Consider the following 20,807-nt stretch of genomic DNA (forward strand, 5'->3'; position numbering starts at 1 on the left):
TATGGGACAGCAACCACATTACCTTGGCCGACATAATCCTGAAATAACTCTTGGTCAGAAATTATGGCAATTAAATTGGGGGATGATTATTCTTATCTGTATGATTGCCTCTATTGGCTTGGGGATGCTCTATTCTGCTGCTAACGCAAGCTTTGATCCGTGGGCGTCACGGCAGGCGATCCGTTTCGCGGTAGGCTTTGTTTTTATGATTATCGTTGCTCTCGTGGATATAAGGTTTTGGTTTCGCGTTAGTTATCTTTTTTATTTTGGCGCTTTGATACTTCTCGTCGGTGTTGAGATCATGGGGAGCGTCGGAATGGGAGCTCAGAGATGGATTGATCTGAAGTTTATTCAGTTACAACCATCAGAGTTGATGAAGGTCGCTATTGTCTTTGCTCTTGCCCGATATTTCCATGGTGTATCACAAGAAGATATCGGACGAATTTCCTTCTTGATTATTCCTTTAGCGATGGTTATTGCCCCTTCTGTCCTTGTGCTGCGGCAACCCGATTTGGGGACTACAGGTATGCTGGTGATGGCATCAGGGGCGGTTTTCTTTTGTGCTGGCGTTCGTCTTTGGAAGTTTGCAATAGTTGTCTTATCGGGACTTGCTGCGATCCCGATTGGGTGGCAATTTTTACACACCTATCAAAAAAACCGGGTTTTGATCTTTCTTAATCCCGAACAGGATCCTCTTGGAACTGGATACCATATTCATCAATCCAAGATCGCTTTTGGATCTGGTGGTGTGTTTGGTAAGGGCTTTCTTCAAGGATCACAAAGCCATCTAAATTTCTTACCAGAAAAGCAAACCGACTTTATCTTTACCATGCTTGCGGAAGAGTTTGGTCTGGTGGGCGGGCTTGTTCTGTTAGGCTTATACGTTCTTTTGATGGTTTATGGTCTGGCGATTTCACTGCGTGCGAGAAATCAGTTTGGTCGGCTGTTGGCGATTGGCCTAACCTTTAACCTCTTCCTATACGTTTTCATCAACATAGCTATGATTATGGGACTGGTACCAGTCGTTGGTGTTCCATTACCCTTAATATCATATGGTGGAACAGTCATGTTAACGGTTATGGTAGGGCTTGGTCTTGTAATGTCAGTGTGGTTACATAGAGACATAAAGATTTCCCGTCATGGCGTACATGATGAATAGCTTCCCGTCATAGCGCGCTGTGGCGCGTATGATCAATAGCTTTATGTCTCTGTGCTGAATGTTTGCTCTACTGGTGTTTCTAATATCTAACTTAGAGACACCAGTAGCCATAGCCGTTATCGAAGCGACGGTCTCTCCACATTCCCTTCATGTCAGCAATTAAGCCTGCTGGCTTTATGATTTGCTGGATATTAAGGTTTGTTAGTTCTTTGTAACCACTATGAGGAACCGCACCAATGACGCAGTCATAAGGTTTATCTGTTTCAAGAGACGATTTCAGTTCAATGTCAAAGAACTCTTTAGCTTCCAGAGGATCGGCCATTGAATCGTGGACATCTACTCTGTGTCCCAGTTCTTTTAAGTCCTGAACAATATCTATTATTTTTGTGTTTCTTAAGTCTGGTACGTCTTCTTTGAACGTTAACCCGAGAATAAGAGTACGCGGCTGATGCGTACTTGGATCTCTGGCGAGTATTGTGTTGTGAATGGCATTACTTACAGCTTTGCTCATTGCTTCATTTGTTGAACGGCCTGATAATATGACCTTTGGGTCATGTCCTGTTGTTGTTGCACAATGAGCGAGATAGTAAGGGTCCACACCGATACAATGTCCGCCAACAAGACCAGGTTGGAAGTTCAAGAAATTCCACTTTGTGCCCGCAGCCTCTAAAACATCATAAACTGAAATACCAAGCTTCTGGAAAATAACCGCGATTTCATTTACGAAGGCGATATTGATATCCCTTTGAGCGTTTTCAATTACTTTTGCTGCTTCGGCTGTTTTAATATTCTTTGCTAAAAAGATTTTATCGCCGTTCATTGTGCCGTAAATACTTTTCAGTACTTGTGCGACTTCCGGGGTCTGACCGGCAACAACTTTTGTGATGTTATCTACGGTATGTACCTTATCCCCGGGGTTGATTCTCTCTGGAGAATACCCAAGAAAGAAATCTTTACCACATTCCAAGCCCGATCCATTGGCGAGAATTGGGCCGCAAATGTCTTCTGTTACGCCGGGGTACACTGTACTTTCATAAACAACAATATCCCCTTTTTTTAAGAAACGGCTCACGGTTTCAGATGCTTTTTCTACTGGGGTAAGGTCTGGCGTATTATTCTTATCTACGGGTGTTGGCACAGTTACGATATGAACGTTGTGTCCACTGAGTTCAGCTTTGTCACTTGTTAGATGAAGCGTAGAGTTTCGTAAATCGGATGTTTCGATTTCGCCAGTACGATCAAAGCCTACACATAGTTCATTTATGCGACTTTGGTTTATATCAAAGCCAGTAACTTTATAGTGTTTTGATAAATGGACTGCTAGCGGAAGGCCAACATAGCCTAGGCCAATAATACTAATTGTTGGATTTTCTGTCATAATTCCAGCTTGAATATGTCAAATCTAATCTGTGTCCGTTGTAAGTGATCATGCATACCTAGGCAATATGAATTCAAGAGAGGCAGGAGTTGTTTGCGATAAATTTCTGCGGAACATTCCAAAAGTTTAATAGCAAAAGATTGATGCTTGACTATTTGTTTACCATTTTGGTGTTACTTAAAGTAGTGCGAATATGTCATGAAATCAAAAGGTTGTCTTAAATGGCAGAATATAAAGGTATCGAACGGCGTTTGGTTTTTCGTCTGCTTGATTATTGGGAGAAGAAGAAAGACGGTCGGAAAATGCCGAGTTTGGATGATATTAAGGCTTCTGAATTGGGAGATGACTGGGATTGGTGCTTTTTAATTTTGCTGGGCGATGAAGAAGAAAGTGCAACTTTTCATCATATTGGATCTTTGATCTGGCCGAATGATCGCACGCCTTTAGTGGGAAAAGAAGTGAGCGCGAGCCCTGATGAAAGTTTAGTTAAGCAAGCGACACGTTTTATGCCCAGAGTTCTAGAGTTGGGGGTGCCTGTCAGTGTTGGAGGTGAGTGCACTGATGGAGGTGATAAGCTTCTTTATCGAAGTACCTTAATGCCTTTGTCTTCTGATGATGAATTTGTTGATGCGCTCTTTGGCGGTGCCAATTGCCGAAAAGTGATGAACAAATAGGGATTAAAGCCACGATGTCTCAGGCTGTTTCTTTTGAAGTTGATACATATCAGAATAATCGGTGGGTACTGGAGTGTGTCCTTGATGATAAAGATATGGCGCTGTCTACAGCAAAAAGGCTGTATGATTCCAAACGTTTCTCTGCTGTGAGGGTTGTGCAGGAAACTTATGATGAAAATAGTAATTCTAGCCGCGAACGGGTTATTTTTGAAACGACTGTTGCTGATCGGGATAATCGAGCTGCTAAAGTACGTCAACCAGCGACGAAAGTTGACAGATCAGAGCGTCAGTCTCTAAAAAAACGACCCCGTAAAAAAACAGAACAGAAGCCCGTTAAGAAAAGTGGCCCCAGTCTTTGGGTGTTGCTTCTTCTTTTAGCAATAATCTCGGCCGGTGGCCTCGGGCTTCTGGTTTATGTGAAAAGCCTATAGCCTTCTTTATGTATGAATCCCTCGGAATTTATCGAGGGATTTGTCTGGAATGATTTTAGATTTGTTATTTCCAGTAAGTGGTGAAATCTTCCGGATCTGGGCGTTTACGCTCTTTTACTTCTCTCTCGACGCTGCCGACATATAAGAATCCGATAATATCCATATTGTCTTCTAAACCTAGTCCGGCTTTGACATTTGGATCATACGCGGCATTTCCGGTTAACCAGATTGCTCCATAATTCCGTTCATGGGCGGCAAGCATAATGTTCTGTGCTGCGGCGCCAGCAGAGAGAACGCGTTCGTTTTTGGGAACTCCTGGTTTTTCATCCGTCATTACAGAACAGACAACAATAACTAATGGAGCTAGTTTGGGACGGCTGCCTTCTTTTTCCAGTTGTTCTGCTGTTGCGTCTGGATTTCTTTTTCTGAGTGATTCAACAAACAGATCAGATAGTTTATTTCTTGCGTCATCTTCTATAACGATAAAACGCCATGGGCGAAGCCATCCATGATCTGGTGCGGTGACGGCAGCACGAAGCATGTAGTTGATGTCTTCTTTGCTTGGGGCCGGGTCTACCATCCACTGGGTGACGATGGATTTTCGAGATAAAAGAAATGACAAGGTGTTCTCCTAATAAGCTGTATTTCTCTAAATAAATGATAATTTTAACATTTACACCCTCTTTTTATTTTTCTTCATAAGAAGATAGGAAGGATTTTTTTATTCAAAATACATCATTAATATATTTGCAATCAATTCTCATTTACATTATGTATGAGGCGTGGATGAAAATCATTCTCAATGGCGAGAAAAAAATGTACGTTTGTATATGTAATGGTTTTACAGAAAAAGATGTAAAAAACGCGGTAGGTTTAGGTGCGTCTTCTGTTGCGGGCGTATATAAAGCAATGGATTGTTCACCGCAGTGCGGAAAGTGCGGTTGTGACATCAAAGATATGCTTGATGAAGAGAAATCGTTTAATGCACAGTTTGCAAAAATGAAACATCTCGCGGCTGAATAAATCAGCAATACCAAAAAAGATTTCATCTCAGTTTCTTCTTAGTGCGTTCGTGCGGCTTATACCGTGTTTTCACTAGATTTTCCGATATGCACATTTCTTATAAGTTTTTGAGAAAAGGAAACACTAAGAGATTTTTCTTTGGTTTTTTTTGGGTCTGAACAACCCATTATTAAATGATTCCAATAATCAAATATGCTATCTAACAATTTGGAACAGTGGTTTTAACGTTGCTGTTTCTTCTTTTGCCTAATAGTGTTAGGCAAAAGATTATATTGTATAAATTAAAGTTGTTTTTTGGTGAGGGATTATGAAAAACGCACAGGTGAAAGCTACGCAGTTAAAAGATTATGTAGCCCCAGCTTTCTTAGTAGACCATGTAGACTTGGCGTTTTTCCTTAAGCCTGAAGCAACGAAAGTTCACTCAAAATTAAAAATTAAACAAAATTCAAAGAGCAAAAAGCCTCTGGTTTTGGATGGGGATGAATTGCGTTTGGATTCTGTTGCTATTGATGGACGCGTGTTAAGCACTGATGAATATCAGCTTAATGAGTTTTCTCTTACAGTTCCTGACTTTCCGGCGGAGGGTGAACTGGAGATCGTTACCTTTATTAATCCAGTCCAGAATACAAAGCTTGAAGGGCTCTACCTGTCAGGAGGGAATTTCTGCACGCAATGCGAGGCCGAGGGTTTCCGTCGTATAACATTTTATCCCGATCGTCCCGATGTTATGGCAACATATACGGTGACAGTGCATGCAGACAAAGCAAGTTATCCTATCCTGCTTTCAAATGGGAACCTGATTGATCAAGGTGTCAATGAAGATGGAAGTCATTGGGCCCGTTGGGATGATCCCTTTCCTAAGCCGAGCTATCTATTCGCCCTCGTAGCAGGGGATTTGGCTTGTCACGAAGACGTTTTCAAAACACGCTCTGGTCAAGATGTAACCCTGAAAATTTTCGTTGAGCATGGGAACGAAGATAAGTGTGCCTATGCTATGGATTCCCTTATTCGTTCAATGAAATGGGATGAAGATCGGTTTGGATTGGAATACGATCTGGATATATTCAACATTGTTGCGGTTAGTGATTTTAATATGGGGGCGATGGAGAACAAAAGTCTTAATATTTTTAACTCCAAATGCATACTTGCAAGCCCTGATACTGCGACTGATATGGAATTTGAGCGTATTGAAGCCATTGTTGCCCATGAATATTTTCACAACTGGACAGGAAATCGTGTCACCTGTCGTGATTGGTTTCAGTTGAGCTTGAAAGAAGGTTTGACGGTTTATCGTGATCAGGAATTTACAGCAGACATGCGGTCTGCCCCTGTAAAACGAATTCAGGATGTGCGTACATTACGTGCGCGACAATTTCCCGAAGACTCTGGGCCTCTTTCTCACCCGATCAGACCGGAATCTTATATCGAGATAAATAATTTCTATACTTCTACTGTGTACGAAAAAGGTGGCGAAGTTATTCGTATGATGGCTGAGCTTCTTGGGAAAGATGGATTCCGAAAGGGGCTCGATCTTTACTTTAAACGACATGATAATCAGGCTGTAACCTGTGATGATTTCGTTGCAGCAATGGAGGATGCGAACAGGGTCGATCTTAATCATTTCCGTTTGTGGTATAGTCAAGCTGGAACGCCAGAAGTGGAAGCCAGTTGGTCCTATGACGTAGAAGAAAAAAGTTTTACGTTGACGTTAGATCAGCTTACGGCACCAACTCCGGGCCAGAAAACAAAACATCCTTTGCTGATTCCATTTACTGTTGGTCTTATTGGTGAGAATGGTGAAGAGCTGCCCTTAAAACTTCAAGGCGAGAGCGATGAAGGTCCGGTAACCAACCGCCGTACACTCCGCTTTGACCAGGAACGCCAAACCTTTAAGTTTATTGATGTTCATCAATGTCCAACCCCTTCTTTGAATAGAAATTTTTCGGCACCAATTAAGCTATCGACAAAATATACAACTGAAGATCTTGGCTTTTTAATGGGCCATGATAAAGATGCATTCAGTCGATGGGATGCGGCACAAACATATGCTTCAAGATTAATTCTTAAGATGGTGCAAACCATTCAAGAAGGTGGAAGCCCGGAATTTGATGTTCAGTACGCCGAAAAAGTTGCGTTGAATATTGCTGATAAGTCTCTTGACCCTGCGTTTTTGGCTCAGATGTTAACCTTACCCTCTGTGGATTATGTTACTGAACAAATGGAAGTCGCTGATTTCGCCGCAGTAGAGAAAGCCAAGTCTGTTTTCAAAGTGGGTATAGCACAGGCTTTGCTTGAACAGTTTAAAGGCCTGTATTTGGTTGCTAATGACAGCATACCTTATAGCCCGGATTCCATATCTGCGGGGCGTCGTGCACTTCGTAATGCAGCCCTTGGGTACTTGTCAGTTATTGACGATCCCGAGTGTTTAAAGCTTGTTGTCGAGCAATTTGATGCCTCTGACAATATGACGGACCGAATGGCTGCATTATCCTTACTTGCAGATATCCCTGGTCAGGAAAGAGAAAGGGCACTAAGCGCGTTTGAGGGGCGTTATGCTGATAATACTCTGGTGATGGACAAATGGTTTGCTGTTCAGGCTACATCAACAATACCAAGCGCCTTGGACGAAGTGAAGAAACTGCTCTCGCATTCAGCCTTCTCTTATAAGAACCCGAATAAAGTCAGAGCCCTTATCGGAGCATTTTCTGGTGCAAACCCTGCTCGTTTTCATGCTGAAGATGGTGAAGGTTACCGTTTCTTGGCCGATAGCATTGTTCGCCTCAATAGCATCAATCCACAGGTTGCCTCAAAAATTCTGGCACCATTGGGAAGCTGGCGACGGATGAATGCGACACACCAAAAAATGATGAAAATGGAGCTGCAGCGCATTCTGGATACAGAAAATCTCTCTAATGATGTTTATGAGATTGTGTCCAAATCTCTTTCCTAGATTTAGATAGTGTTTCGGTTTCGAATAGTAAAAATGCCTGCTTAAGCGGGCATTTTTTATTTGATAAGAAGTTTCCGGCAATCACCTAATCTGTCCTGCCAACCAAGAGTTACCAGCTCGGGCGTATCTTTTTCTTCGGTTGGGTAGCCTATGCAGCAATAGGCTACTAGTACCCATTTGTCGGGTACTTCCAGTGTTTTATTTACGGCATCTGGATCTATGATCGAGACCCAACCAAGGCCGATGCCTTTTGCGCGTGCAGCAAGCCAGAGAGTGTGGACCGATAAAACAGCTGAGTATCGTAACATCTCAGGCATGGACTGGTGTCCAAGCCCATGGCCTTGGTCGGTTTCTTCATGAGCGAAAACTGCCAGCTGTATTGGGGCGCGATCCATGCCTGATAATTTAAGGCTGGCGTATAACTGTGCTTTTTCTCCGTCATAACCTTCAAGAGCCTGTGCATTGGTGCGTTCAAAGTTTTCTTTGATTTCTTTTTTCTTAGCGTCGCTTTCGACCAAGACATAGCGCCAGGGTTGGCTGTTTCCCACCGATGGAGCAAGACAGGCGAGATCCAGTAGCTCATCCAGTGTGCCGTCAGGTAGCGGATCAGTTTTAAATTGGCGCACATCCCTGCGCCATTCGAGCAGCTCGGTTAATTTGTTGCAAAAATTATCGTTGAAATCTGGTTTGTTCATTGCACTTAAAGCCAATCGTCACTGGATGTTGCTGATAGAAAATGCATGGAATGTCGGGAACTGTCGATGGTTTTATTCATATTAACCGTTTTTGATATTTGCCTTGCAACAACTTTATGTCCAAGAGAAAAGAATAGATGATAATTTTTAGAAAGCGGTATGTTTCCTGTAAAGATTGAGAGTTCCAAGTGATGGTAGAAAAAAATACTGCACCTGCTCATTCGTTGATTTTGGGCGGGGCCCGTTCAGGAAAGAGCAGCTATGCCGAACAGATGGTTGAGGGGCAGGGTGGCCCCTGTCTTTACGTTGCGACTGCGAGGGTCTGGGATGATGAGATGGGGGACCGGATTGATGAACATAAAGAGCGTCGAGGCGAACAGTGGACGACCTTTGAAGAGCCACTGGATTTAGTGCAATGCCTGAAACGTATACAGAGGCCAGATGCAACTATTCTCGTCGATTGCCTAACTCTTTGGGTGACAAACCTGATGATGGAAGGTCGTGATCCTGACGTAGAAGGTGCACAATTGGTCGCGTCTTTGGCCGAGTTGTCTTGCCCTGTTGTGTTAGTTTCAAATGAAGTCGGGTTAGGAATTGTTCCCATGGACAAGATGTCCAGAGATTTCAGGGACTATGCGGGACGTTTACATCAGCGTCTTGCCGCAATAGTTCCTTCCGTAACATTTATGGTGTCAGGATTGCCAATGCAGGTGAAACCATCTGCGGTATGTGTTGACTAAATTTTAAAGCAGGATTTTAAAGTATGTCTCAAGCAGCAAAAATTCCAGCCACTGTTATTACAGGTTTTTTGGGTGCTGGTAAAACTTCGACAATACAGCATCTTTTGAAGACGGCTGGTGGTAAACGAATTGCGCTTATTATTAATGAATTTGGTGACCTTGGTGTTGATAGCGACATTGTTAAAGGTTGTGGCATCGAAGGGTGCAATGATGATGATGTTCTCGAACTTGCTAATGGATGTATTTGTTGTACCGTTGCGGACGATTTTATTCCTACGATTGAAAAGCTTTTAAATCGCGAAACACCCCCGGATCATATTATTATTGAAACATCAGGGCTTGCCTTGCCCAAGCCATTGGTCAAAGCTTTTAACTGGCCGGAAATTCGTACCCGCGTAACCGTTGATGGTGTCATTACGTTGGTTGATGGTCGAGCTGTCGCCGATGGTCTGTTTGCAACGAACCCTGAAGCAATTGCGCAGCAGCGTGAAGCGGATGAAAATCTTGATCACGAAAGCCCTTTGGAAGAACTTTTCGAAGAACAGCTCGCCTGTGCTGACATGGTTGTTGTGAACAAGCTAGATCTGCTCAACGAAGATGATATGGATACCGTCCTTGCGGCAATCCGGAAAGAAATTCGCCCTGAAGTTAAGATCGTGAAAATATCTCATGGTGAGATTAATGCGTCTGTTCTGCTTGGTCTGGAAGCTGCAGCTGAGGATGATTTGGATTCTCGGCCTTCACATCATGATGATGGGCACGAACATGACCATGATGATTTCGAAAGCTTTGCGGTTGAGTTGGGCGAGATTGCAAATCCTGAAGCCTTGATTGAAAAGCTGCTTCCGATTGTGGCAGAGCACGACATTCTTCGTGTGAAGGGTTTTGCTGCTGTGGCTGATAAAGATATGCGCCTTGTCATTCAGGGCGTGGGCAGTCGTTTCCAGCATTATTTTGATCAGGAATGGTCAGAAGGCGTTGAGCGCCGTTCTCGTTTAGTGATCATTGGTGATCATGATATGGATGAAGCGGCTATTCGTGCTGAGATCGCGGCCTAAATAATATAACACCGGGGCGGGATATAACTCTTCCGGTTCCGGTGTTGCATAACATAAGTATCAATCCAAAACTTAGAGATAAGTCAGGATTACGAGAACCCGAACCAAGAGAAATACTCTATGCATCTGTTACAAGCCCAACCCGGGGCAATCGCTGATGGATCCGAAGCAATCGACCTGGGGCAAACGCCGGGAGATATTGTTATTGTATCTGCGGCAGATACCGAACTGGCTAGTCTGGTTCAGGCGAGGCAGGTAATTGGCGATACTTACCCGTCTCTTCGGTTGGCAAATTTGATGCAGTTATCTCATAACATGTCAGTCGATCTGTATGTTGATGATATTATAGCCAATGCCAAGGTTGTTGTGGCGCGGATACTTGGCGGTGCGGGGTATTGGCCGTATGGTGTTGAGCAGCTCAGGGTAATTTGTAAGCAAAAGAAAATTCCGCTTGTGTTGTTACCGGGTGATGATCAACCCGATGCAGAACTTGCTGCTCATTCAACAGTATCGCGGGATGTTTATCACCGCGTTTGGCAATACCTCATTCACGGTGGGCCGGATAATTCTCGTAATCTTTTGTGCTATCTTGCGGGGTTGATTGATCTCGATTTTGATTGGGTGGAGCCCAAGCCATTATTGCGATCCGGTATTTACTGGCCCGGACGTGACAATCCTGAATTGGATAATTTGCGAAATGATTGGATAGCGGATGCACCTGTCGCAGCGATTGTTTTTTATCGCGCGCTTTTACAGGCCGCAAATCTGACGCCGGTTGATGCCTTGATCAAATCTTTACGGGAAAAGGGCATTAATCCCTTACCCATCTATTGCGCCTCGCTAAAAGAACCGATTTCGGCTGGTATCGTCAGTACACTGTTAAAAGATGCAGATACTGGGCTCATTCTGAATGCGACGGGTTTTGCGATTTCAACCCCCGGCGCGGCTCGAAAAGAGACGCCTTTCGATGTTGTTGATGCCCCTATTTTGCAGGTGATTTTCTCTGGTGGGAACGAGGCAGGGTGGCGAGAAGGCTTAAGTGGCCTTTCTGCTCGAGACATCGCAATGAATGTTGCATTGCCAGAGGTTGATGGACGTATCCTTTCCCGTGCTGTTTCATTCAAGTCAGAAGCCCGTTATGACGAGGTCACTCAAAGCTCTGTTGTCAGCTATCAGGAAGTAACGGACCGTATTGGTTTTGTTGCTGATTTAGCTGGGGCATGGTTGCTGCTCAGGAACAAAGAGGTTTCTGAACGCAAAGTTGCGGTGATTATGGCCAATTACCCCAACAGAGATGGCCGTATGGGGAACGGTGTTGGTCTTGATACACCTGCGGGCACAATACAGCTTCTACAGGCAATGCTTGATGCTGGTTATAATGTTTCTGATATTCCTGCGGATGGGAATGCGTTGGTTGAACGGATGGCAGAGGGGCCAACCAATGCGGCAATTGATGGTCGTGTCATTCGATCAAAGATTTCATTGACCTCTTATAAACAGTTTTGGGACACGCTACCCACTGCCGTAAAAACAGCCATCGAAGAAAGATGGGGCGCTTTTGAAAACGATCCTTTTTTTATGCCGGATGCTGATGCTTTTGCTGTCTCTGCATTTCATTGTGGCGAGATCATTATCTGTCTTCAACCCGCGCGTGGATATAATATCAATCCGGTAGAAACCTATCATGATCCCGATTTGGTCCCGCCTCATGGGTATCTGGCTTTTTATGCGTGGCTGCGACAGGAAGAAAAGGTTGATGCCATCATCCATATGGGCAAACACGGAAATATGGAGTGGTTGCCCGGGAAGTCGTTGGCGCTTTCTGAGGAGTGTTTTCCGGAAGCTGTGTTTGGGCCAACGCCGCATCTGTATCCCTTTATCGTGAATGACCCCGGGGAAGGCACACAAGCAAAACGACGTGCCCAAGCGGTAATTATTGACCATCTGACACCTCCGTTAACGCGGGCTGAATCTTACGGTCCCTTGGCTGACCTAGAGCAGCTTTGTGATGAATACTACGAAGCCGCAGGGGTTGATCCTCGCCGTCTGAAAGTTTTGCGAGACGAGATTCTCAAAATCACACAGCGGATCGGTCTGGACAAGGATTGTGGTATTGATCAGTCTGATGATGAAGATGCTGCGCTTTCAAAGCTGGATAATTATCTTTGCGAATTGAAAGAAATGCAGATCCGAGATGGCTTGCATATCTTTGGTCTGGCCCCGGAAGGGCGTCTTCTGGATGATTTGCTGGTTGCTTTGACTCGTTTGCCGCGGGGGGAAGGGAAAGAGGGCGATGCCTCTTTGATTCGCTCCTTGGCAAAAGACTTCAACTTTCCGATTGAATTTGATCCTTTGGATTGCCGTTTCGGTGATCTTTGGTCTGGGCCAAAACCTGATATTCTAACAGCAGAAGGCAGTTGGCGCACCAATGGAGATACCGTTGAGCGCTTGGAAATCTTGGCACAAAAGCTGGTGTCGGGAGAAGTAAGCGCTTTTGATGAGTGGGAGAATACGCGTCCCGTTCTTGTGGAGATCAAAAACTCAATCGGACCGATTGTAACATCTTGTGGTGTCGAAGAAATCAAGGGGACTCTTAGGGGGCTAAACGGACAGTTTGTTGAGCCCGGTCCTTCCGGTGCGCCGACACGGGGCCGACCGGATGTTTTGCCAACAGGACGTAATTTTTATTCTGTAGATTCCCGTGTTGTGCCAACTCCCGCAGCTTGGCACTTGGGTTGGAAGTCGGCAAATCTGATGATTGAACGCTATCGTCAGGAAAATGGATCTTGGCCTAAACGAATGGCGCTTTCGGCCTGGGGAACGTCTAACATGCGAACTGGTGGGGATGATATCGCGCAAGGCCTCGCTCTGATGGGGGTACAACCAAAGTGGGAACCAACCTCTCGGCGTGTTGTTGGGTTTGACATTTTACCTTTGTCGGTTCTTGATCGCCCACGTGTTGATGTAACCTTGCGTGTTTCTGGCTTTTTCCGTGATGCTTTCCCTGCGCAGATTGACCTGTTTGATTCAGCTTGTCGCGCGGTAGCAGCCTTGGATGAAGAAACCGAGAAAATGAATCCTCTGGCAGCGCGAGTATCTGCTGAATCAGCAGATCTGATTGCTAAGGGGCTAGACGAAAAGACAGCGATTAAACGTGCGGGATATCGTGTTTTTGGTTCTAAGCCCGGTGCTTATGGCGCTGGATTACAGGCATTGATAGATGAACGTGGTTGGGAAACCGAAGCGGATCTTGCTAAAGCCTATATCGGATGGGGTGGTTATGCCTATGGTAGCGGTGGCGCAGGAGAGGCGGAGCATGGTCTGTTCGAAAGTCGCCTGCGAGATGTGGAAGCGGTTATTCATAATCAGGATAATCGAGAGCATGACTTGCTGGATTCCGACGATTATTACCAGTTTGAAGGTGGCATAACTGCGGCCATTCGCCATCTTTCAGGCGAGCAGCCAACAGTATACCACAATGATCACTCGCGCCCGGAAAGTCCGCAGATTAGAACACTCCAAGAAGAAATCGGACGGGTCGTCAGAGCGCGTGTTGTTAATCCCAAGTGGATTGATGGTGTTAGGCGCCATGGCTACAAGGGCGCTTTTGAAATGGCGGCGACGGTTGATTATCTTTTTGCCTTTGCTGCGACAGCAAAAGTGGTTGAAGATCATCATTTTGATGCTGTTTTTGATGCTTATTTGGATGATGCGGATGTCCGCGAGTTTTTGGAGCAAAATAACCCCGCAGCTTTACGGGAAATGGCCGAGCGTATGATCGAAGCGCAGGATAGAAATTTGTGGAAAGCGCGATCTAACTCAGCACGCGCTCTTTTGGAAAAAATCGTTACCAGCTGAACAAGTAGAATTAAATAAACTGGTTTTTGGATTGTATAATGAGAGAAGATATTGGGGAGAAGATTAAATGAGTGATACAGAAAATAAACAGAGTGTGGAAGATTTTGACCGCGCGAATGAGAAGTCTAAAAAACGTAAGGCCGCCCGGGACAAAATGCTGTCGAACAAGGTCAACGAAAAGGGCTTGATTATTGTTCATACTGGTAAGGGTAAGGGTAAATCGACCGCTGCTTTTGGGTTGGCGACACGTGCCGTTGGTAATGGTATGAAAATAGGTGTTGTGCAGTTTGTAAAAGGGAAGTGGGAAACGGGCGAAAAATACGTTCTGGAAAAATTCCCTGATCAAGTTGAAATGTATGCACTTGGCGAGGGGTTTACTTGGGACACGCAAGATAGAGAACGTGATATTGCCGCAGCTGAAAAAGCATGGGCTAAGTCCAAAGAAATGATTGATGCTTGCCGCGGTGATAACCCGAAATACGACATGATTGTTTTGGACGAACTGAATATAACGCTGCGTTATGATCATCTTGTTCTGGAAGAGGTTATTGATTTTCTCGAAAACAAACCAGAAAATTTACACGTTGTCATTACAGGACGTAATGCCAAGGAAGAGATGATCGAAATCGCTGATCTGGTTACTGAAATGACTTTGGTGAAACACCCCTTTAGAGATCAAAACATCAAAGCCCAACGTGGTATCGAATTCTAAGAGATTTATTCAATCTTTTTGTTGTAATAAAGAGGCCCGATTATGGCCTCTTTTTTTATAAAGGTGCCTGCCCAGTAATGATCGTGTAGGCCGAAGCCCCGACCCATATGGCGATTGTAATCATAAGCTGAGGATCAGAAAAGAGAGCTTCTGTGGGGGACTCCCCTGCATTCGTTATTTCGACAATGTACCAATATCGGTAAATGCCAAACAGAACGATGGGAATTGTGATTGCGAGTTCCGGACGTGTGGTGACAACAAAAAGGCTATAGAATACCAACGCGCCGGTAGCTGCCATTTCTGCAAAACGATTAACGAGCGATATTGAATACGATTCCAAAACTTCCCGACCAGAAGTTCCGCTGTCCTGTAGTTCCTGTCGTCTTTTGATCGCCGCGAGAAAAAGCGCGAGGCAAAGAGTAGTGACAAACATCCAAGCTGAAACAGGAACATTCAATACGGTGGCCCCGGCAAAAACGCGGAGCACAAAACCTATGGCGATGGTAAAGATATCCAGTACGGGTTGGTGTTTAAGGTAAAAACTATATCCAATATTCAGAATGATATAGCCACAGAGAACAAGTGTTGCCCCGGGTAAATAGAAATAACCGGCGATTAGAATGCTATATAGGCAGACAAGCAGGATAAAAGCCTGTGGAATAGAAATCGCGCCAGATGCCAAGGGGCGTGTTTGCGATTTCTTAGGATGTTTTCGATCATTATCAATATCTTTTATATCATTAAGAACATAGACAGCAGACGATGCAATGCAGAATAAGAACGTGATAATGAGTGTGTTGGTTACGGCATTGGGGTTGGTGAATAACCCCGTAAACATTAACGGAGCCAAAACAAAGCCGTTTTTAACCCAGTGCTTGGGTCGCATTAATTTTGCAATGCTTAATCCGATATAGGGGTGACTTTTGTTTTGTTCTTGGTTCTTATTGTTCATATCTAATTTTCAAAACCGAAGTCTTCGATGAACCTTTTGTTGAGTTATTGTCTTTTTGCTGTTTTTGCGACGATCGCTAACATCGTCTCTCAGGATGTGACTTTGAGATTTTATTCCGGCCCCTTTGCCCTGATCATGTCTGTTGGTGTGGGGACGGCGATTGGTCTCGTCACTAAGTATTTGCTAGATAAAAGGTATATATTTCGTTACCGAACGAGTGGTATCGGGCATGAAAGTAAAATTTTTATGCTTTATGCGGTGATGGGTGTTTTCACGACATCTGTATTTTGGGCATTTGAGTTTGGGTTTCATTTTATTTTTGATGATAAAATGATGCGCTATCTCGGCGGTATAATCGGTTTGGCTATCGGGTATTGGATTAAATACCAGTTGGACAAGAAGTATGTGTTTATCATAAAGGGAATAAAATGCTGATCGGTGGTTGGGGGCAATATCCACTTGTTGAGGCAAAAGTATCAAGTCCCTTGTCTGGGGATGATTTACAGCGAACAATAAAAACAAGAGAAGATAAGGCCTATATCGCCCGGGGGCTTGGGCGTAGTTACGGAGATAGTTCTCTTTCTTCAACAATTATCTCGACCAGATATTTAAATAGGTTTCATTCCTTTAATGAAAAAACAGGCGTTCTTACCTGCGATGCTGGTGTTAGCCTTGATGAAGTTCTGGATACCTTTGTGCACAGAGGTTGGTTTCCATCTGTAACGCCGGGTACACGGTTTGTAACTATTGGTGGGGCAATCGCCAGTGATGTTCATGGCAAGAACCATCATACTGTGGGGGCTTTTTGCGACCATGTTCTGTCATTTCGAATTTTGATCGCCAACGGGGATATTCTCAATTGTTCACCATCTGAAAACAGAGATTTGTTTTTGGCAACTTGTGGCGGGATGGGATTAACAGGCCTGATTACCGACGCAACGATAAAACTATTAAAGGTTGAGAGTAGCTTTATTGAAGAAACGACCTGTAAAGCAAGGAACCTGAAAGAATGTCTAGAGCTTTTTGATGCACATAACTCCACCCCTTATTCGGTCGCTTGGATCGATTGCCTTAAACAGGGGAAAGATCTTGGTCGCTCTTTGCTGATGCTGGGAAGGCATAGTGGACAAGGTGGATATGATGATCTGAAAAAGACAGCACTTTCCATTCCCTTTAACCTGCCGGAAGTTTGTCTGAACAAATTGACGGTGGGAGCCTTTAATGCCCTGTATTATGGGCGAGTTCGAAAACCAATTCAGGAACACCATGTACATTATGGTCCCTATTTTTATCCCTTGGACGGTATAGGAAACTGGACGCGGCTTTATGGCGCTAAAGGTTTTGTGCAGTATCAGTTTGTTATTCCAAAGGATGCTGGTCTAGAGGGTATGACACGTGTTCTCGATAAAATCGCGAAATCCGGTGCAGGGTCTTTCTTGTCGGTCCTGAAGGTTTTTGGCAAAGGAAATGATAACCTTCTTTCTTTCCCTTTTGAAGGGTATACGCTGGCGTTGGATTTCAAAGTTAGCGCACAAACATTTGAATTGCTGGATCAGTTGGATGCAATTGTTCATGACTATGGGGGCAGGGTATATCTGACAAAAGATGCCCGCATGAGTGACCAGGTATTCAAAGCAGGATATCCCCAGTGGGAAGCATTTCAGTCTGTCAGGGAAAAGTACGGTGCTATAGGTACCTTTGCCTCATTACAATCAAGGCGGTTGGGTTTGGATGCCGGACGTTAGTATCCGGGCATTAGGATCAGGACATATAAGATATTGAGACGTATATGAAAAAAGTACTTATAATTGGCGCGACGTCAGCAATTGCAGAGGCAACGGCAAGGCTTTTTGCAAAACGTGGTGATCAGCTGTTTTTATTGGCTCGTGATCAGAAAAAACTGTCCGTTATTGCCGATGATCTGAAGGTTCGGGGTGCGCAGAATATTCACACGGGTGTGTATGATGCTACCGGGCAGCAAAGCAGTGAAGACATCTTTGATAAAGCCATAAAGCAACTTGATGGGATTGATATACTTCTCGTCGCACATGGCATTCTTCCTGATCAAAAGGCCTGTGAAATTTCTGTGGGAGACACGCTGAAGGCTTTTGAGGTCAATGCGACCAGTGTTGTGGCAATATTGACGTACTTTGCCAATGTTTTTGAAGCCCAAAAAAAAGGTTCAATTGCTGTTATCTCTTCTGTTGCAGGGGATCGGGGGCGACAGTCAAATTATGTCTATGGTGCTGCAAAGGGTGCGGTCTCAATCTTCTTGCAAGGTCTACGTCATCGTCTTGCCAAGTCTGGGGTTCAGGTTTTGACGATTAAACCGGGCTTTGTTGATACCCCGATGACAGCCGCTTTCGACAAAGGGGCGTTATGGGCGCAACCTGAACAGATCGCCAAGCTAATTATCAAGGCATTGGATCGGGAAAAGTCCGTTGTTTACACACCTTGGTTTTGGGGTGTCATTATGTTGATTATACGCTTTGTTCCGGATTGGATTTTTCACAAAACCCGTCTTTAGATTTTCTGGATTTTAAATTTTATGGACTTTAGATTTTTATAGGAACGTCCTAAGCTCCGTTACTTTCTTTATTACAGCTTTTAATCGCTGCTATTCATTCGGAGACATAGATGTTTTTTGTTCCCGGCAAACATAAAGACCATGGTTTGCCTTATAATCCTTTTAAAGCTTGTGTCCTACCGCGTCCAATTGCCTGGCTCTCAACGCAGTCAGCCGCGGGTGTTTGTAATCTTGCTCCCTATAGCTTCTTCAATGCTTTTGCTGACGCGCCGCCAATTATTGGTGTGGGCATAGCGCCGGATAATCGGGAAGAAGGCATAAAGGATACGCTGCGGAATATCATCGAAACGGAAGAATTTGTTTTTAATCTTGTTTCCTGGGAGCAGCGGACAGCAATGAACGAAAGCTCAAAACCTGCCCCAGCAGATGTGGATGAGTTTGAAGCGGCAGGTCTTGAGAAGCTTCCTTCTCAGGTGATCAAGCCTCCTCGTGTGAAAGGCGCACCAGTTCATTTTGAGTGTAAGTTGTTCAAGACTATGGACTTGCCGAAAGACGATGGTGGTAAGCACTATACTTTGGTGCTTGGGGAAGTGGTCGGAATGCACATCGATGAAGCTTATCTCACGGATGGTCTGGTTGATGCGGCCAAAATGAAGCCTTTGGCTCGGTTGGGGTATCAGGATTATTCAGTGGTAAATGAAGTTGTGCAGTTGGTGCGCCCTTCTGCGTAGGTTTAGCCTGTAATCGCTGGGCATCATCGTAATCGCGAGACGAGTTCAAATATAGGCAGGGTAGGGTGATGGCGTTTTTATTAGCACAAGTTCAGTTAGATGCTCTTGATCTGTTGTATGTACTGATTTGTGGTTCTATTGCTGGACTTTGTCGTGGATTTGCAGGTTTTGGCTTATCAGCGTTGGTGGTTACGTCCTTGACCCTTGTGCTCTTGCCTGTTGAGGTCGTGCCGATTGCGTTGTTGCTTGAGATGATCTCAAGTCTGGTGATGGCTCGGATGACGTGGACTGCCATCCATTGGGGGCTGTTGCGGTGGCTTTGTGTTGGGGCTGCGATTGGGGTGCCTGCAGGTGTTTTTTTGTTAAAAATAATACCTGCTGATCCGTTGCGTATTGCGATTTCATTAGGCGTTTTGATCGCAAGTTTTTTATTGTTTTTGGGCGCGCGCTTTAAAGTGAAAGAAAGCGGTGCTAAAAATCTATCCGTTGGCTTAATTTCAGGGTTTGCTAATGGTGCGGCTTCTCTAGGGGGATTACCTGTCGCTATCTATATGATGGCTGCAGCAATTCCTGCTGAGGCTGTCCGAGCGACGCTGAATTTGTATTTTCTGATACTTGATGCTTATGGAACAGGTACTTTGTTCTTCGCAGGGCTTTTAGATCAAGTCACCATTGCACGGGCGCTTCTTCTTGTCGTTCCTGTCACGCTGGGTATTTACCTTGGCAATTATATATTCCAACGGAGTTCAGCAACTCATTATCGTTATGTGGTTTTAGTGCTGTTGATGGCGCTGTCCATTTCTGGACTGATCAAATCTTTCATTTGATTTCTTGATAAACAGAATTAGAAGAGCAGAATTCCCAAACAAATGCCCAAAGAGAATATCATCCAAAAGCCCGCGCCGATGTAGAGTTTCAGGGCTAGCTTTATGTCTGCTGCTGTAAGGTCACTTCGTCCACCGTCCCCCATCCAGGGATCGTCAACAACATAGCCCGGATACTTCCGAGGGCCAGCAAGGGCAAAGCCAAGTGCACCGGCAACGGCTGCTTCCTGCCATCCTGCATTTGGGGATCTGTGCTTTCCCGCGTCACGGATCATCACCTTAAAGCCTCTGATCGCAGATGCTTTATGAATAAAAATCCCTGCAAGTACATAGAATAATCCAGCCAGTCTTGCTGGAATTAAGTTCACCAAATCGTCTAAACGGGCGGCAAATTTCCCAAAGGCTTCAAAGCGTTCGTTCTTATGTCCAATCATACTATCCAGAGTATTGATTGCCTTGTAGGCGCAAAGTCCGGGAAGGCCAAAAAGCGCGAACCAGAAAACGGGGGCAACAACGCCGTCAGAAAAATTTTCAGCCATGCTTTCGATGGCGGCGCGGCTAATCCCCGCCTCATTCAGGCTCTTGGGATCTCGTCCGACCAGATGGCTGATGGCTTTTCTACCTTCGTCCACGTCTTGTGAAAGTGCCGTCGCGACATTGTGAACGGCTGTTCCCAGACCTCTATAGGCAATAAGGCTGGACGCAAGGATGGATTCGATAATCCAGCCATGAGATACTTGCCCCAACGTACGGGAGAGTATAAGACCGATAGCAATGGTCAGAGCAATGATTCCGATAGAGAGTAAGGTGCCAAGAAGGATGCCGGTGATCCGGCTGTTCTTGGGGTGATTCATTCGGTGTTCACTGATTTCTATGGCCTTTCCGGTAATAACAACGGGGTGAGGAACATAGCGATACAACCAAGCAGGATCACCGATTAAGATATCTATGAAAATAGCTGTAATCAGGATCAGGATTGGTAAAAAAAGTGGTTCTTGGACCAAATACGACATTAACATGGCGCGAGAATGTTAGCAGTCTTGTTACAGGTCAAGTAGTCGTGTGTCATAATTTGATAAAAGTGTATCGCAGCAA

Annotated in this window: 19 protein-coding genes; 14 read left to right on the forward strand and 5 right to left on the reverse strand. The window is 44.8% G+C overall.

Annotation, left to right across the window (positions count from 1 at the left end; translation table 11 throughout):
• The first annotated feature begins 1 nt into the window (after nt 1).
• On the forward strand, nt 2-1,159 hold the full coding sequence (rodA, locus tag ACN0QW_RS02800; protein WP_417428578.1) for a rod shape-determining protein RodA: 1,158 nt from the start codon (nt 2-4) through the stop codon (nt 1,157-1,159).
• Nucleotides 1,160-1,250: 91 nt separating this feature from the next.
• Here the strand turns inward: rodA and ACN0QW_RS02805 are convergent, their stop codons facing one another.
• On the reverse strand, nt 1,251-2,537 hold the full coding sequence (locus ACN0QW_RS02805) for a nucleotide sugar dehydrogenase (RefSeq protein WP_417428580.1): 1,287 nt from the start codon (nt 2,535-2,537) through the stop codon (nt 1,251-1,253).
• Nucleotides 2,538-2,758: 221 nt separating this feature from the next.
• Here ACN0QW_RS02805 and ACN0QW_RS02810 point away from each other — a divergent pair, with 221 nt between their 5' ends.
• Both ACN0QW_RS02810 and ACN0QW_RS02815 read left to right on the forward strand, forming a co-directional pair.
• Nucleotides 2,759-3,211: a hypothetical protein gene (locus ACN0QW_RS02810; protein WP_417428582.1), complete on the forward strand. Its 453-nt coding sequence runs from the start codon at nt 2,759-2,761 to the stop codon at nt 3,209-3,211.
• Complete coding sequence (locus ACN0QW_RS02815; RefSeq protein WP_417428584.1) at nt 3,187-3,642, forward strand: hypothetical protein; 456 nt, start codon at nt 3,187-3,189, stop codon at nt 3,640-3,642. Before ACN0QW_RS02810 ends, ACN0QW_RS02815 begins: the two co-directional genes overlap by 25 nt.
• A 64-nt stretch (nt 3,643-3,706) precedes the next feature.
• Here ACN0QW_RS02815 and ACN0QW_RS02820 read toward each other — a convergent pair whose 3' ends face one another.
• Nucleotides 3,707-4,264: a nitroreductase gene (locus ACN0QW_RS02820; RefSeq protein ID WP_417428586.1), complete on the reverse strand. Its 558-nt coding sequence runs from the start codon at nt 4,262-4,264 to the stop codon at nt 3,707-3,709.
• Nucleotides 4,265-4,428: 164 nt separating this feature from the next.
• Between ACN0QW_RS02820 and ACN0QW_RS02825 the strand changes: the two genes are divergently transcribed.
• Together ACN0QW_RS02825 and pepN are read left to right on the forward strand one after the other, a co-directional pair.
• Nucleotides 4,429-4,665 carry a (2Fe-2S)-binding protein gene (locus ACN0QW_RS02825; RefSeq protein WP_417428588.1) on the forward strand — a complete coding sequence of 79 codons (237 nt, stop codon included), beginning with the start codon at nt 4,429-4,431 and terminating at the stop codon, nt 4,663-4,665.
• 307 nt (nt 4,666-4,972) lie between these two features.
• Nucleotides 4,973-7,615 carry an aminopeptidase N gene (gene pepN, locus ACN0QW_RS02830; RefSeq protein WP_417428590.1) on the forward strand — a complete coding sequence of 881 codons (2,643 nt, stop codon included), beginning with the start codon at nt 4,973-4,975 and terminating at the stop codon, nt 7,613-7,615.
• 56 nt (nt 7,616-7,671) lie between these two features.
• Here the strand turns inward: pepN and bluB are convergent, their stop codons facing one another.
• Complete coding sequence (bluB, locus tag ACN0QW_RS02835) at nt 7,672-8,310, reverse strand: 5,6-dimethylbenzimidazole synthase (protein WP_417428592.1); 639 nt, start codon at nt 8,308-8,310, stop codon at nt 7,672-7,674.
• Between the two features lie 191 nt (nt 8,311-8,501).
• Between bluB and cobU the strand changes: the two genes are divergently transcribed.
• From cobU to cobO, 4 genes are all read left to right on the forward strand, one after another.
• Nucleotides 8,502-9,050, forward strand: a complete 549-nt coding sequence (gene cobU / locus ACN0QW_RS02840) for a bifunctional adenosylcobinamide kinase/adenosylcobinamide-phosphate guanylyltransferase (protein WP_417428594.1) — start codon at nt 8,502-8,504, stop codon at nt 9,048-9,050.
• Between the two features lie 23 nt (nt 9,051-9,073).
• Nucleotides 9,074-10,108: a cobalamin biosynthesis protein CobW gene (gene cobW, locus ACN0QW_RS02845; protein WP_417428596.1), complete on the forward strand. Its 1,035-nt coding sequence runs from the start codon at nt 9,074-9,076 to the stop codon at nt 10,106-10,108.
• 120 nt (nt 10,109-10,228) lie between these two features.
• Entirely contained in the window at nt 10,229-13,966 is a 3,738-nt protein-coding gene (gene cobN, locus ACN0QW_RS02850) for a cobaltochelatase subunit CobN (protein ID WP_417428598.1), read from the forward strand.
• Nucleotides 13,967-14,033: 67 nt separating this feature from the next.
• Nucleotides 14,034-14,678: a cob(I)yrinic acid a,c-diamide adenosyltransferase gene (gene cobO / locus ACN0QW_RS02855; RefSeq protein ID WP_417428600.1), complete on the forward strand. Its 645-nt coding sequence runs from the start codon at nt 14,034-14,036 to the stop codon at nt 14,676-14,678.
• A gap of 55 nt (nt 14,679-14,733) precedes the next feature.
• On the opposite strand, the gene ACN0QW_RS02860 is transcribed toward cobO, so the two are convergent.
• Entirely contained in the window at nt 14,734-15,630 is an 897-nt protein-coding gene (locus tag ACN0QW_RS02860) for a decaprenyl-phosphate phosphoribosyltransferase (protein WP_417428602.1), read from the reverse strand.
• Nucleotides 15,631-15,657: 27 nt separating this feature from the next.
• Here ACN0QW_RS02860 and ACN0QW_RS02865 point away from each other — a divergent pair, with 27 nt between their 5' ends.
• The 5 genes from ACN0QW_RS02865 to ACN0QW_RS02885 all read left to right on the forward strand — a co-directional run bounded on the left by ACN0QW_RS02865 (nt 15,658) and on the right by ACN0QW_RS02885 (nt 19,715).
• Entirely contained in the window at nt 15,658-16,065 is a 408-nt protein-coding gene (locus ACN0QW_RS02865) for a GtrA family protein (protein WP_417428604.1), read from the forward strand.
• Nucleotides 16,059-17,375, forward strand: coding sequence for an FAD-binding protein (locus tag ACN0QW_RS02870; RefSeq protein ID WP_417428606.1), 1,317 nt, complete (start codon nt 16,059-16,061; stop codon nt 17,373-17,375). The genes ACN0QW_RS02865 and ACN0QW_RS02870 overlap by 7 nt, the downstream gene beginning before the upstream one ends.
• 44 nt (nt 17,376-17,419) lie before the next feature.
• On the forward strand, nt 17,420-18,157 hold the full coding sequence (locus tag ACN0QW_RS02875; RefSeq protein WP_417428608.1) for an SDR family oxidoreductase: 738 nt from the start codon (nt 17,420-17,422) through the stop codon (nt 18,155-18,157).
• 110 nt (nt 18,158-18,267) lie between these two features.
• Complete coding sequence (locus ACN0QW_RS02880) at nt 18,268-18,888, forward strand: flavin reductase family protein (RefSeq protein ID WP_417428610.1); 621 nt, start codon at nt 18,268-18,270, stop codon at nt 18,886-18,888.
• A 68-nt stretch (nt 18,889-18,956) separates the two neighbouring features.
• A complete protein-coding gene (locus ACN0QW_RS02885) occupies nt 18,957-19,715 on the forward strand; it encodes a sulfite exporter TauE/SafE family protein (RefSeq protein WP_417428612.1) in 759 nt (252 codons plus the stop codon).
• Between the two features lie 17 nt (nt 19,716-19,732).
• Here ACN0QW_RS02885 and cbiB read toward each other — a convergent pair whose 3' ends face one another.
• Nucleotides 19,733-20,725 carry an adenosylcobinamide-phosphate synthase CbiB gene (gene cbiB, locus ACN0QW_RS02890; RefSeq protein ID WP_417428614.1) on the reverse strand — a complete coding sequence of 331 codons (993 nt, stop codon included), beginning with the start codon at nt 20,723-20,725 and terminating at the stop codon, nt 19,733-19,735.
• Between the last annotated feature and the right edge of the window lie 82 nt (nt 20,726-20,807).

The sequence above is a fragment of the Kiloniella sp. genome, assembly GCF_048259265.1.
In the GTDB taxonomy this organism is placed as follows: domain Bacteria; phylum Pseudomonadota; class Alphaproteobacteria; order Kiloniellales; family Kiloniellaceae; genus Kiloniella.